Genomic DNA, 15,278 nt, shown 5'->3' on the forward strand with positions numbered 1-15,278 from the left:
TAGTGAGATCGATTGACGACTAAATAAACACAACAGATTAATTGGATTTCACTGTGCTTATTTGGTCGGAATAGCCCCGACGGTGTCGAGGCTTATTCTTTATAATGTAAACCGTTGAGTTAATAGGACCGGTAAGTGAATAGAACCACTAACTCATTAGCGATTATTAGCCTTGAAACTCAACAAAGTGTTCATCAAGTACTTTACGAGTCGCGCGGCCAATTAGCTCGTATTCATGGTGAGTTAGGTTAGCGAGTGATACACGAACTGATGCATGTACCGTGTCGAAACCCTTGCCTGGCAGCAAAATAACGCCCGTTTCATGCGCAAGACGGAATAGGAAATCTTTACCTTTGCCATTTGATTTGAACCAATCGACAAACGCGTCGCCGTACAACTTGCCACCTAAAGTATCCAGCTCAAGCAGTGTGTAGTAATCAACGCGATCTTTGTTCTCTTCAACTTCAAGACCCATGTTTTTGTAAAGCGTAATGTAACGTTCACGGATGATGCGTTTACACGCCGCTTTATAGCTGCCTTCAGAATCCATAAGGCATGTTAGGGCAAACATTGCCATTTGCACTTGTTGTGGTAATGACAAGCCAGCAGTGTGGTTCAATGCAACGCTTCGGCTATCTGCCACAATACGATCGATGAATTTGATGTCGCGAGGTTCAGGAGACAACGTTTTGTAACGGTCATCAAGCTCACATTGTTTCTCTTCACTGAATGAGCTCAGTGTGTCGTCGAATACATTTTTGTGCTGAATCCCGATAGTACCTAAGCGCCAGCCAGTTGCACCGAAGTACTTAGAGAATGAATAAACACAAAGTGTGTTGTATGGTAGTTTTGCAAATAGAGAAACGAAATCGTCAGCAAACGTGCCGTATACATCGTCGGTAATGATAAATAGATCGTTGCGTTGCTCATTTACAAATTTTGTTAAGTTATCTAGCGTTTCATCCGAGAATTTCACTGATGCCGGGTTCGCCGGGTTAACGACACAAAGCAGTTTAATGTCTGTATCTGCTAGTTTTTCAATTTCAGACATTGGTAGTTGCCAAGTTGTCTCATCAAGGCGTAGTTCGACGATCTCTAGCTCATATTCAGAAAGTTCAGGTATTTCTAAATAAGGAGTAAAGATTGGTGTGATCAACGCAACCTTGTCGCCTTTTTTAAGTAAGCCGTTGTTAAACATCGTTTGGAATGTATAAGTCATTGAAGCGGTTCCACCTTCCGTTGCAAACAAATCAAAATCTGTTGTCATTGGTGTTGGGCCGTACATTTCTTCAGCGATGTATTGTTTAACTACTTTCTCAATGTTTACCAACATACGCGGTGGTACTGGGTAGTTACACGCAAGGTAAGCGAGAACGAGTTCGTTTAGGAACGCTTGTTTTTGGATGCCTAGACGATCTTTTGCGTAGCTTAGTGCGCGCTCGATGAACTGAACACCTTTGTCGTTTTGGTATTCTTTTGCAAATGTATCGAAACGCTCAACAATACCTACGCCGTCAGGAATACCACCAAAATCACCACCAAGGTATGCATAGTTACGTTCTGCTTCATTAACAGCGAATTCACCAAGGCGAATAAACGCTTTACGTGGTAGTGTCGCTAAAAAATTAGGGTTACCACGACCAGCATCTAATAGCGCGCGGTCAGGCACTGTTTGTGCTACTTCGATTAGTTTATCTTTTAATTCAAATGGGCTTAAATCTTCGAATTTTGAGAAGTCGATTACTGTATTTTGTGTAGTCATAATATTTACCTAATTATATATTTACTAAATTTTGGGAATACTTACCCTATCGACCAAATATTTAGCCGATAAGTTATACTGTTTATTATTTACATGCCTGCGTTTAAAGTAATTACACCGACGATGATAGGGCCCCACAATGTAAGTAGGACATTAGCTACTGCGTAAGTTACTGTGAAAGTAAATACAGGTGTTGCATTGCCTGTTTTTTCCATTAATGCCGCAAAGCCAGGGTTTGCGCTGCGTCCGCCAGTCACACAACCTAATGCTTCTACCGGATTCTTAATATTTAACACAAAGTATGAAAAGAAGAATGATATAAGTTGCGGAATAATGGTTACAGCAGCACCTAAGAACAATAATGACATACCGTGTTCTTTGATGGTGTCAACGGCTTGTGGCCCTGCTTGCAGACCCACAATTCCAACAAAAGCTGCCAGGCCAAAGTCACGAATAAAGTTAACGGCTCCAACTGGAAACTGTGCAATGTGAGGGTTTCGGCTTCGAATCCAGCCAACGAATAAACCAGAAATCAAACAACCTGCACCAGAGCCGATCGTTACTGGGATACCAGCGATTTTAAAGCTAATCAAACCAATAAGCAGACCAACAACCATACCCAAACCAAGAATCACAAAGTCAGTCATGCTTGCTGAGCCCATGCGCTGACCAATATTTTTCTCTACGCGATTAATATCATTTGCAGTACCAGTGACTTGAATAATGTCGTTTTTCTTAACAACCAATTCCGGTGTCAATGCAAGCGCTACGCCTTCACGGATATAATCAGTAATGTAAACACCACGATATAAACCTTCGTTTGAGTGTTGTTTGATCTCTCGAAGAGATTGTCCGACAAGCTTACGATTATCAGCGATCAGCTGTCGATTTTCTTCTATAATTTCATAGCTTTCAGGAAGAGATACTTCTTTGCCATGAGCGCTACCTTGTAACTCTTGAACCGCATTTCTACGACCGGTAACAACGATGATGTCACCTTCTTTGAGTACTGTGAACTTGTCTGCATTAAGCTCATGTCCATCACGCTCAATCAATTCGATACAAGCAGAAAGCGATGTGTCATTTAACTGTGCTAAGGTATTTCCGACTAACTTGTCTCCAGAACTTACTTTAAACGCACGGGTAACTAATGCCGTAACCGCATTAAATTCACCAGGTGCCAGTTCGCGTTTACCGCTAGAGTTTTTTTCTTCTAGGGCTATCGCTTCAGCTCGAATGTCCCACTTCATTAGTGTTGGGAATACCCAGGTAACCATTAGGATTGGACCCAAAGAACCAAAGATGTAAGTTACTGCATAGCCGACAGCAACATTGGTTTGCATTAGGTGTTTTGCTTCTTCTGACACCCCACCAAGGCGAGCGATAGCATCACCAGCGGTACCAATAATTGCAGACTGTGTGAGACCACCAGCGGCTAGGCCTGCAGCCGTACCTCTATCGAGGTCAAATAACCATGCGGCAGCTAATACACAGAGTAAGCCCGACACTGTCATTACGACAGCTGAAAGTAATATATTGATGGTTCTAAAGTTAAGTGCTTTAAAGAACTGAGCACCACCTTGATAACCAACTGCATATATAAATAGCGCAAAGAAAATACTTTTCACGCCTGGGTCAATATCAACACCGAATTGTCCGATAATTACTCCCATTAATAATGTCCCGGCAACACCGCCTAAAACAAATCGACCAATGGTAATCTTACCGACCATATAACCGAGAGAGAGTGTAATAAATAGTGCGACAAATGGGGCCATATCAAATAGATTAGAAATGATGTCCATGACAAATTTACTCTTATGTTAAATTAAGGAATAAATAACCGAACGAATAAATTAGTAATGATATTTGTTGGATTATTAAAGCATCTCGTTGCTTCGAGACGAATATTAGTTAGAAAAGAGTATTCAATGTAATCCTTTTTGATGGACTCAATCATCGCATGTTCAATAATTAAGCGATATCATCATTTTAGAAATGAAGATTTCAATATATTACAGTGAGTTACAATAAAAATAATTATTTTGAATTTTGTAGATATTTTAAAAGTAACCGTTATTTGTTTCTAACCTCTATTTATACCTCTGACAACCTCGCTTTACGTATCCACTTCACTTCGTATTGATAGGCTTATCCGGCAAATAGAAAGTCGATTACGCCTATTGATGGATCAGGTCCTCTAAACACGATTATCACGTTCAGCCTAACTACCGTATCGTTCCATTCATCAAACAAATAGAGAACAAAACCATGAACACCATGCCGCATGAGCTCGTATGGGGAGAGGTTTACTTTCCACCGCTGTTACTGGTTGTCGCATTGGCTTATGTGTTGACGATATTAACCGGCTCAATCACAACCAGATTAGGACTTCATAAATATGTCGCGTTTCCTGCGTTAGCTGAATTGAGCCTAATCGTCATTTTTACTGGCATCGTCGGCCAATTTATTACCATTTTTTGAGGCAATTCCTGTGATAAAACGTTATCTCATTACACTCCTATTATTCGCAGCCGCTGGTACTGTCATCTATAGCTATTACCAATCTTATTCAAGCAACCCTTGGACTAGAGACGGCCAGGTGAGTGCTTATATTGTCTCTATAACACCACGTGTTACAGGCCAAGTAACCAAAGTCCATATTGATGATAACTCTCAAGTGGTCAAAGGCGATATTCTGTTCGAAATCGACCCAAGCCTGTACCAAGCGGCCTATCACAAGGCCTTAGCTTCTCAAAAACAAGCCTTAGCATTACTTTCAAAAGCAAAGAATGAAGAGCAACGCGCACTTAACTTAGAAAAAAGAACGCCAGGTGCAATTCCAGTTTTAACGCTAAACAACCTCAGTAATGCGGTTGAGACTTCCTCCGCGAACGTTCAGCTCGCTAAAGCAAACGTCGAAGAAGCACAACTTAATCTTGAGTATACAAAGGTGTATGCACCAACTAATGGTTATATCACTAATCTAAGCCTTCGTGAGGGTTCTCAAGCAGTCGCAAACTCGCCAGTTGTCGCGTTAATTGATGAGGATAGCTTTTGGATTGAAGGTTATTTCAAAGAAACGGATCTTGTTGGCGTTGACGCGCAAGACAAAGCATACGTAACGTTAATGATGCACAACAAAATCCAGTTAGAAGGTCACATTAAGAGCATCGGTTTTGGTATCGCAAAACAAGATGGGAGTACCGGTAATGACTTGCTGCCCAACGTAAACCCAAATTTCCAATGGATTCGCCTTGCGCAACGTATTCCAATTAAAGTGAAGTTAGACCATATTCCTGATGAATTACAGCTTCGTGTTGGTATGACAGCTTCTATCAAAATTATCAAATAATTGGGTGTTTTCTATGTTCAATGCGTCGACTAAAGAAGCGATAAAAGCGGCGTTCTCTATTGTTATCGCTATATGCTTAGCACTATGGTTCCAATGGGAAAAACCTTATTGGGCAGCGATTGCAGTTGCAGTGATGGCGTTGAATGAGAGCTTTGCTCACTCTATAAACAAAGGGCATAACCGGTTAATGGGAACCTTGTTAGGGACCGGTTATGCCTTTTTCCTCATTGCGATGTTTTCACAAGACCGATTTTTGTTTCTGACATTTTTTACATTGTTCTTAGGCACATGCATTTTCATGTCTAGTGACGAGAAATATGGTTATGTGTTTTCAATTGGTTTCGCCGTCTGTTCGATTATTTCTTGTATGGGTGGGTTTGATAGCCAAGTGACCTTCCATTTTGCCGTGCTACGTATACAAGAAACCATACTTGGTATCGTAACTTTTTCTATCGTCTATCGTTTAATTTGGCCAGTCAACACAGAGCTAAATTTTATACAACGATTTGAAACCAGTAGAAATTCACTATTAGAAATAATGGAAAACCTAGACAACATCGACATCAACGCGCTTGAAAGTAACACCGCCAATATTGATAAGTTGTATCAACTTTTAGATTTGCCACTTACTGGTAGTTACCATCTTAAAGAGAACAGCCAAACATGGCGCTTACGTATCAACGAGATGGCGCATATCCAAGATACATTACTTGAGCAAAGTCACAGTGAATCTGACTTGGGTATTCAATGGGCCGTTATTACCAACAACTTGAAGAGCTTTAATACACTAACACCAGATCAATCACTTATTGAAGGTGAACCCAATGTAATGGGCGATAATAAAGACGTGTCTTGGCATCGCGCTCATCGTACGTTTGTTCAACATTTGAATGAAGACGGACGCAAGGTCCTACAAGGTGTGTCGATGTTCGTAACTTCGCTATTGATATGGATATATCTTCCAATGCCGGGTGGCTTTATTTTTCCAATGCTTGCGGGCGTTTTTTCTTCAATGGTACCTACAATGCCACCGAGTATCATCAAAGATGCATTTTTCGGCGTGCTTGGTACAGGTTCAGTGATCTTACTTCAATACATCTTCGTGATGCCTTTGATGACCGAGCTTTGGCAACTTGCCCTATTCTACTTCGTTAATATCATGGTGATATGGAAAGTCTTCGCGACACCTAAACTAATGGTACATCGAATATTGGGTATTAACTTATTGGTGGTTCTTACATCTGGTGCACTCAACCTGACACCAGTCTATCAAATAGAAACACCACTATTAATGTTGGTCAATATCTTAATCATTTTGATGATAGCGAAACTATTTACTGATCTATTCAGAGTAAAAGTGACGGTTTAAAATTACGCCTGCACTCCCTCATAAAAATGTAACGGCCTGCCAAGCATATTGCTTCGCAGGCCGTTTTCCTTTCTGTTTACCTGCCTGCCTTATGATCATATTAAAGCTATAAAATCAATTAGTTGGCAAATAATACCACTGAAAAACAATTAAGTGAGGATGGCGTCCATCAAACGCGATTAACGACATTTCCACCCTCACCTTAGAATCCTATCATTGATTGGCGCAATGCATTTTTAAACGCGACATTCACACTGGAAATCCTTATGGATACATACATAACAAACTGAACACGAGGTTCAGTACAACATCGACTGTTTGAGTCTCGAAGGTTTGAGGCTACTCAGAGTGGAAACCGTCATGAGTTTTTTTGAAATACGCACTAGCGCCTGTAAGACCCATACTCTTTCTGTATTAGCGAGCGCCCTGCTACTTACAACACCCTCTTTAGCTTCAGCCGCAGAAGAAACTAAAACTTACAGCGAAGCCATGGAAAAAGGACGTGCCCTGTTTGACAAATATGGCATCAGCCACGACTTACCAAAACTAGCAATCAGCTCATTGGTTCAAGGTGAGCACTTAGTCGAACATGCGCGTCGTACTCTTCAAGTCGGTGATGAAATTCGTGACTCAAGCGTCTACCTAGTTAAAAACACCGACAGCAAGGGCAACATAGACCTACGTATAAAATATAACCCAGAAGAACTGGACGATAACGATGATCTACTGGATGAAATAGAAGCTTTCACTCGTACTGAATATCGCTTACGTGACTATGCCGAAAGCTTTGATTCTTCTTCAGTGCGCGTGCAAGAAATCGACGACAACAAAGTCATCATTAGCTTTGATTATTCGAAGTATGGCTTACCTCAAGATATCGCGTATTTCCGATTCTTGAATGTCGATATCGAATTGGTCGACGGTGAACCAAAGCGAATGTTGATCACCAATGACAAGCCTTTTACACACCATATCTACAAGGTAGAAAGCTACAACCAAGAGATTGAGTTCAACACATTGGAGTCTGGCAAGCTCGTTATTGCACGCAAAACAACAGAAGTCGTCGGCACAACGAAGAATAAACCGATGAAGATGACTAGTTTGGTAGAACCAGTCGCGCTATACGCAGATGACAACGGCGTACAAGTTCTAAATGAAGCAAGACTTCAGGAAGTCTCAGACCCAAGAATGCAAGAAGCGAGCGTAAAGCTGGACCGCATCTTTCCATTAATGGGTGACATGGTGCGCCGCAAAGGCATCGATATGCCGCTTCCATTCGGTGTTTCTGTTGCTTACCGAAACCAAGACATGAATGTTCCCTTCAACGATTTCACTATCGGGGGTGTTCGTTTAAACGATTTGTTCGATCCCGACGACAGTGTGGGCATCGTCAATGCAGAGAGTTTATCTATCCGAGGTGACGTAAATATCCTACCGTTTTGGAATGTTTTCGGATACATAGGAAAGGTTAATGTCGATGCAAATGTCGACGCGTCTTATACAGGGGAAGCTGGGCAATTTCTCAAAGATAAACTTAACGACAAACTACCAGGATTGGGCGACAAACTTTGTGAAGGTGTATCTGCACTGTGTAACAGCGGTCGCTTAAACGTTCCACTTCACCTTGAATATGATCTCCGAGGTCTGGGTACAACGTTATCTGTTGGTTACAAAGAATTTTTTGCCTCAGTTACCGGCACTTACTCGCAAACACGCCTAAAAGGATTAGACGATTGGGGAGAAGGCATTGTTACAGTTCAACCAATGCTGGGTTATCAATTAGTCGATTATCGCGCTCAATTTTTCGTAGGTGCGGAATACCAAGGTTTAGATTCACGCATGCAAGGTACTGTAAAAACCGGTGATATTGAATTTGATTATGACGTTGGTGTCGAGCTAAACGAATGGGCTCTCCTAACGGGTTTCAACAAGCAAATCGGTAAAAATTACAACTTAACCGTTTTGTACAACAAAGGCGAAACGCGCGATGCACTGACATTAAATCTCGGGTACCGCTTCTAGACTAAATCTAACCAAATTTCTGATGTGAACCTACGTTGTATTAGTTCGACATCATACAAATGAAAACGCGCCAACGTTGGTTATCAAGTAGATAACACACGAAGAAACACAACGTCAAATGCTCCAAAGACGGAGCCATCACCTTATGGATCTACAGGTTTGACGGTATCGATGCGCGGTTCGTTATTTTACCGAATTCTATTGTGGACACATTTTTTATGACTATTGCATATCGCTCTCTTATTACGTTGACTATTGCTTCAGCCCTTATAGGTTGCGGCGACGAGAGCCAGCCAACGGTTCCTTTCCCTGACAAACCTGAACCTCTCATACCTGCCCCTGCGGAAACCTTTACTACTCAAATCGGCGACGCAAGTATCAAAGCGACCAAAGAAGAGCTGGTAATTACGTCGAATACCGAAGACGATAAGCTAGCTTCTGTAGAGGCTTTTAAAGGCATTAAATTTGCCGAAGCAGAGCGCTTTGAGCAAAGTAACATTGTTGATCTTGGGAGCGACATTGATGCGACTGCGTTTGGTAATGCATGTCCTCAATTGAAGAACGTTTCACAGACACAATCTGAAGACTGTTTGAACCTTAACATTTGGCGACCAGTAGGCGTAGATACTGATGCAGATCTACCGGTTTATGTATTCATCCACGGTGGTGACTTTGAATATGGCTCAGGTTCTGAAGCACTTGTGCAGGGTGATACCGTAGTTGCTCAAGGAAGCGACGATGGTAAGCCTTTCATCTATGTAAGCTTGAACTACCGTCTTGGTCAGTTAGGTACTCAATGGATTAAAGGCGCGAACGAAGATGGCAACTATGGCCTAGGTGACCAGAAGCGCGCCTTAGAGTGGGTACATAACAATATCGCTGACTTCGGTGGTAATGCTCAAAACGTAACCGTTATGGGTCAAGGCTCAGGTGCTATGTCTATTGGTTTCTTGCAACAAGATGACAATATCGCAGGTCAATATTTCCAACGTGCCATCATGCAAAGCAACCCGTATGGCTTTGAGTATTCTAGCTATGACGTGGCTAAGGACCGCAACAATAACTTTGATGTAGACACTTCGATCGACGAGATCATGGCGTCGCAAGAGACAGCTATGGATGGAATTGAACAGCTAAAAAATTGGTTGCTAGGTTCTTTGCAAATCCCAATTCTGAGCCCAACAGCAGATGAGACGCCAATGTCAAACCTGATGCCTTTTGCTCCATACATATTGTGTGAAAAAACTAGTATCCTTGGTAGCTGTAGCGAATCAGCAGAATCACCAACGCAAGCAGGCTTATCAGTACCAACTGTCCTAGGTGAAAATGCACATGAAGCGAACAGCTTTGGCATGCTCTTTACCACTACGTTCTTAATTCCGACGGTCATCGAGTTATTAACAGATGATGAACCTGAACTGCTTACTAATGAAGATCCAGCAAAGCTAGCTCTAGCTATGGTTAACTGGTTAGAAGATGAAAACAACATCGTTCTTCTGCAGCAAAAACTATCTGAGCAAGCAAGTGATGAAGCTTCAGCAGATCTTGCATTGCCAAGCAGTGCTTACAGCGCAGTAACGGGTTTATTTTATGGTGCCAAGCTAGAAGGTGATCTACTTGAAATGACTGGATGCATTGATACCAGTGACATTACGGGTACCGTAGGTTGCTTGGTCGACATTGTTGATATCACTAGCCACCAACAAACCCAAGATATTCTGGCTCTAACGGATTTCTACCCTAACTCAGAAGCTGACATAGGTGGTGCTCTTGACAACATGACGCAATTTAAAACCCTGCTAAATGACACCTTGTTCAATGGCCCTGCTCGTTATATGGCAGCAAATAGCAAAGTAGAAGCAACGCTATACCACTTTGAGCACAAACCAAGCTTTAACATGTGGAACTTTAAAACAGGTCTAAATGAAGAAACGGGCGAATACGACCAACTGTCAATCATTGATCTATTCAAAACGATTGGTTGCATCAGCGGTGCATGTAACGGTTCAGAACTGCCATTTATGTTCAACAAAGCTATACGCTTTGACGGTAGTGATATTCACCCGACAAGCAATGAGAAGACATTGATGAACGAAATGTCGCGTCTTTGGTTTAGCGATGAATTGTTCCAGAGCTACCAGTACAGCGATGCAGCCGACAATGTGCTTGTAATTGATGGTGCAGGATTCAGCGAAAACAGTATTACCTTCGACTGGGACTATGTCACAAACCCAGGTGTTGATCCTAAGCTTCGTGAAGGTCGCTTAACGGGTCTAGCAGAGCAAGGTCTTATGCCTTGGGACTGGTACCTTAACTAAACATATTCAGCACCCCTCCTACTTTAACGGCCAGCTCGCTGGCCGTTTCTATATCCAAATTTTATGTTTAAACGCAGGTTAGTTATGACACTTAGCAAACTAAAAACAGCATGCACAATAATGTTGATTGCTTTGGTCACAGGATGTGCCCAACCTTACCCCGATGTTGAACCTGACTTCGAAGCTAACTGGCAAAGCACAGAACATCAAGCCGAAGTCTATTTGATCCCGAGTGCGCCTGAAGCCTTTGCGCGCCGCATTGATCTGGTTCGCCAAGCCCAACATTCCGTAGATATGACCTACTTCTCTTGGGAAAACGACACTCTGGGCCTGATGCTGTTAAACGAGCTAAAACACGCCGCTGATCGCGATGTGGCTGTGCGCCTGACGCTAGACGACTTACTGGTATTCAATGACAAATGGCTTGCGGAGTTGGACTCACACTCCAATATTGAGATTCGACTGTTCAACCCTTTTGAGTCACGTAAAGCAGGCTGGATAGGACGCGCGTTTAACTTCTCGACTCACCAAAAACAGTTAGATAACCGACTGCATGAGAAATACTTCAATGTTGACCACCAATCGATGATCCTCGGTGGGCGCAACATCGGTGATGACTACTTTGGCTACAGTGAACGCGCCAACTTCTTTGATATGGATGTGCTATTTAAAGGCGACGTGATTGCTGCGTTCGACCGAAATTACCAAGCGCTGTGGAACAGTGAGCATGTGGTGCCCATTCAAGAGCGCATTAAAATCAAAGAGAAAGAGCAATACCAAGCGTTCACCAAAGCGTTAAATAAAGGCGAGAAGAATAAAGCGTTGATCACGTCTGAAGTCGAAAGGCAGATAAAGAGCTTAAACCAACCGAAGTTCATTTCGGCCTCTGTCACGCCAGTATTTGATTCACTGGAGAAGCTCAATGACAACAAGCCTTACTTTCGTCAACGTACAGAGCACTTAATAAAGCAAAAAGTAGCGACGCCAACTAAGGCTATAATTTCTACGCCTTATACGGTGCCAAGCGATAATCAGTTTGTGTTTGTCGATGCGCTCAGAGAGAACCAAGCCGAAGTCACTTTACTGACCAACTCATCGGCTTCCAATGATTCAGGCTTTGTACCAGCGTATTACGAAAAACACCGTGAGACTTTACTCGACAAAGGCGTAAGTATCTATGAGTACAAAAGCCAAGCTATCAATGATGATCACTACTTTCATGTTGATACCTACTACCACAACAAGACAGTAATTTTAGATGACCGTTTTACCTACATTGGTTCTTCTAACTTTGACCCAAGATCAGACTTTCTGAACGTTGAGTTTGGTGTGTTGATTGACAATGAAGAATTTGCGAAGCAAGTGACACACTACTTAACGCGTCAGAAAGAGGAATTGTTCTGGGAGGTGTCACGTGCCCAATCAGGTGAGACTACTTGGGTTTCAGGGGAACAAAAACAGACTAAGAACCCTGATTACAGTTCATGGAATACGTTGCCGGATTGGTTGTTCCGCAAAATAAACGGCGAGTTTGAGCTTTAATACTAATGCCCGTGAGTGTGTCAGAATCATAAAGTCCTTATTTGTCTGCAATTCTTTGTAATTCATCAATCTTCAAAACATAAAAACCGCGTGATTCGCGGTTTATTTATGTTTCAGGCAAGCAGATCTCAGTTTATAAACGACGAGTCATCGCTCTCTTGGCTACGTAGTTAACCATATCTAACGTTGTGTAAATAGATTCAACATCACTAATGTCGTAATCAAGATGGTCACGTTCGACATACTGTTCTGCTAGTCGATAGATATCTACAACACGCTCAGCCACCGCTTCCATTGGGTCAATAAGTTTGATAGTTGGAAATGCACTTGCAAGCTGTTTTCTAACAAGAGGAAGTTCAGTACACCCTAAAATCACGGTATTTACCCCTTTATCAACGATACTTTGTACAGCAATCGAAAGTAGAGCTGCATTATGGTCAAACTGACCGGCTTTAATACCGTTTGTTTTACGAATCGCTTGACCACACTCTGTCATCTCACCCGTCACTTCACCATAGATAGCGCTATGTACGTTATGCTCTTGCTCAAAGGCATCTGGCTTAACAAACACCAGATTGGCGTCAGTTAAGTAACGGTCATAGATTCCCGAGTTGTAAGTACCATTGGTACACAGAATACCAACAATTGCTTCCGGATTATCTTCTTTGATCTGATCAACCGTGGTTTGAAGCATATCGACAATATAAACATTGGTATGTTTTTGAACTTCAGGTCTGAAGTAATGAGCGGTATTGCAGGTCATCACGCCAAATTGAACATTGGCATGTTCTAAAATGCACGCTGACTCAATCAGCTCTGGAACAGGGTCGGTGCCGCCTTCGTTAATTGCTTCAGAGCGGTCCGGAATATCTGAATTTTTAACCACAATCATGGCCATATGATCTTGGTCTTTTAGCGCACCATGCTCGATCTCTTTCTTAGCAACGATATCTTGGAATAACGCATCAGCTTCAGGTCCCATATTACCAAAGACGCCAAATCGTACTTTTTTCATCGTATTTACCTTTATGTTTATTTAAGCACAAAGGTTATTACGCTTGCTTGATTTCCTAGAATCCCATTAGATGGATCAAACCCTCCCTGAGACCCATAAATATTAAAACTGAGTGCCTAGAGAAAAATGGATACGGAATTCATCACCTTCGGGCGCATCCAGACCATAGGCAAAATCGAGTTTAACTGGCATAAGCTGTGAGTTCCAAATCAAGCTCACTCCCGTGCCACGCTTCCAATATGCTTGTTGATCAAATGCATCTCCCGCATCAAGAAAGGCACCCAACCAAATTGAACGATAGACTTGATGCTGATACTCGATTCCAGCCGTTAACATATAACGTGCCCCCGTTAATTCGCCATTCTCGTCTCTAGGAGAAATCGATTCATAACCATAGCCCCGCAAGTTGCCGTCTCCACCAGCAAAATAACGAAGCGAGGAAGGCACATCCGATAATGATCTTGCGATATTAATGCCGACGTTAGAACGGAAATGAAGCTTTTGCTCATCACTAATATCCCACGAAACTACACTGTTTCCTTCCAACCGTAATAGCCTTGAATCAGAGAACAGACTAGGGTCAGAATACTCAATAGAATAGATGTGTCGATGATTAAGCTCCAATTGATCATTCTTACGATCAACCTGAGAAAAGCTGATTCCAGGTAAGAACAATTGAGATTGCTCTTCTTCAGAGGCCTGACGGTACTGCTCGTGCAAGTATTTGACGTAAATAGTACTTTGCCAATCGCTGTCTAGTTGCCAGTAACGTTCAAACTTAAGATCGTTTGAAAAGCTTTTTGTGTCTCGATGATCAATACGTTTCGATTCAAACTGAATACCAAAGTAATCGGTCGTTACCTTTACCGTCGGGATCTTATACCCCAATTGAAGCGACTGCTCTTGTTCAGACAAATACGTTTGAGTTTCAAAACTGTGTCCCCTTCGGTTGTACCAAGGTTTTAACCAGTTCAGAGAGGCTCGAAATCCGAGATCGGTAGAATAACCACCACCAACTTGAACAATATCACGCGAGCTTGGCTCCGCGATGATTTCAATTGGGACTTCCAGACTGTTATCAAGGTGGTTGAACTCACTGTGCACAACGACGCTGCGAAACCATAGAGTGTCAGACAAGTCAGATTGCAGTTCACCTAACTTGATGGTGTCAAAGTCATCACCTTTTTTAAAGGTAGGTATTTTCTCGATACGAGTAGGCTCAACCCCATCATCAGGAATACTTATAGAACCGAACTTGTAGCGTGGACCACTTGCAAAATACAAGTGTATATTCGCGATGTTCTCGCTAGGAATAACCTCAATCTTTGACTCGATAAACCTACCGTCAAAATAACCTTTCCGCTTTGCTAAAGAGAAAATCGCACGCTTAGTTTGGTCGTATTCTTGGTGAGACAAAGTTAAACCTGAGCCTAACTTGCTTTGATTGAGTATATTGATGAACTCCGCATCTAAACTAGCTGCACCTGTAATTTTTACTATCGATTCTGCGATGCGCATGACAGGACCAGAATCGACGTTAATGATCACTTTATCAGAATCATTAAGTTCGATATCTAATTGAGGATGATAGTATCCATAAGGGTTGAGTGCGTTTTCGATACGTTTTGCTATCTTTTTTTTTGACAACTGTGAGACGGGAACATCGGCTAAAGGTTCTAAATATAATTCTACATTGTCGGTGAGAGTTTTATTAACCCCTTTAACCTCAAATTCAGCAGCACTAGAAGAGTATTGGGTAAACAGGAAAAATGAAGTGGCCAGCACTAATGGTTTAATCGAGGTCTTCACGCGGTTACCCAATTGCTCAAAACCCGAACAGGTTATGAGCAAAGCGTTGAATCGCTGAATCTCTTATGGAGGACGCTATCCTTCGA

10 protein-coding genes are annotated in these 15,278 nt (G+C 42.2%); 6 read left to right on the forward strand and 4 right to left on the reverse strand.

Features of this window, described 5'->3' with window-relative positions:
• Window positions 1–166 precede the first annotated feature (166 nt).
• Window positions 167–1,762: a bifunctional aspartate transaminase/aspartate 4-decarboxylase gene (locus NX845_RS04450; protein ID WP_017081112.1), complete on the reverse strand. Its 1,596-nt coding sequence runs from the start codon at window positions 1,760–1,762 to the stop codon at window positions 167–169.
• An 89-nt stretch (window positions 1,763–1,851) separates the two neighbouring features.
• Complete coding sequence (aspT, locus tag NX845_RS04455) at window positions 1,852–3,567, reverse strand: aspartate-alanine antiporter (RefSeq protein WP_065681463.1); 1,716 nt, start codon at window positions 3,565–3,567, stop codon at window positions 1,852–1,854.
• A 466-nt stretch (window positions 3,568–4,033) separates the two neighbouring features.
• Here aspT and NX845_RS04460 point away from each other — a divergent pair, with 466 nt between their 5' ends.
• The 6 genes from NX845_RS04460 to NX845_RS04485 all read left to right on the forward strand — a co-directional run bounded on the left by NX845_RS04460 (window position 4,034) and on the right by NX845_RS04485 (window position 12,368).
• Entirely contained in the window at window positions 4,034–4,246 is a 213-nt protein-coding gene (locus NX845_RS04460) for a DUF1656 domain-containing protein (RefSeq protein WP_017079206.1), read from the forward strand.
• Between the two features lie 10 nt (window positions 4,247–4,256).
• Window positions 4,257–5,117 (forward strand): HlyD family secretion protein, encoded by an 861-nt coding sequence (locus tag NX845_RS04465; RefSeq protein WP_017092840.1) that lies wholly within the window; start codon window positions 4,257–4,259, stop codon window positions 5,115–5,117.
• A 13-nt stretch (window positions 5,118–5,130) separates the two neighbouring features.
• Entirely contained in the window at window positions 5,131–6,486 is a 1,356-nt protein-coding gene (locus tag NX845_RS04470; RefSeq protein ID WP_017090882.1) for an FUSC family protein, read from the forward strand.
• 360 nt (window positions 6,487–6,846) lie between these two features.
• A complete protein-coding gene (locus NX845_RS04475) occupies window positions 6,847–8,508 on the forward strand; it encodes a hypothetical protein (protein ID WP_065681462.1) in 1,662 nt (553 codons plus the stop codon).
• A 218-nt stretch (window positions 8,509–8,726) separates the two neighbouring features.
• On the forward strand, window positions 8,727–10,826 hold the full coding sequence (locus tag NX845_RS04480) for a carboxylesterase family protein (RefSeq protein ID WP_260256570.1): 2,100 nt from the start codon (window positions 8,727–8,729) through the stop codon (window positions 10,824–10,826).
• Between the two features lie 84 nt (window positions 10,827–10,910).
• Window positions 10,911–12,368, forward strand: a complete 1,458-nt coding sequence (locus tag NX845_RS04485) for a phospholipase D family protein (protein WP_065681460.1) — start codon at window positions 10,911–10,913, stop codon at window positions 12,366–12,368.
• A 133-nt stretch (window positions 12,369–12,501) separates the two neighbouring features.
• Here the strand turns inward: NX845_RS04485 and NX845_RS04490 are convergent, their stop codons facing one another.
• Window positions 12,502–13,383, reverse strand: a complete 882-nt coding sequence (locus NX845_RS04490) for an aspartate/glutamate racemase family protein (RefSeq protein ID WP_017059808.1) — start codon at window positions 13,381–13,383, stop codon at window positions 12,502–12,504.
• Window positions 13,384–13,485: 102 nt separating this feature from the next.
• The gene (locus NX845_RS04495) at window positions 13,486–15,204 is read right to left on the reverse strand and encodes an autotransporter assembly complex family protein (RefSeq protein ID WP_065681499.1); all 1,719 of its coding nucleotides are present in this window, start codon (window positions 15,202–15,204) and stop codon (window positions 13,486–13,488) included.
• Window positions 15,205–15,278 lie beyond the last annotated feature (74 nt).

The sequence above is a fragment of the Vibrio sp. NC2 genome, from assembly GCF_025195005.1.
In the GTDB taxonomy this organism is placed as follows: domain Bacteria; phylum Pseudomonadota; class Gammaproteobacteria; order Enterobacterales; family Vibrionaceae; genus Vibrio; species Vibrio splendidus.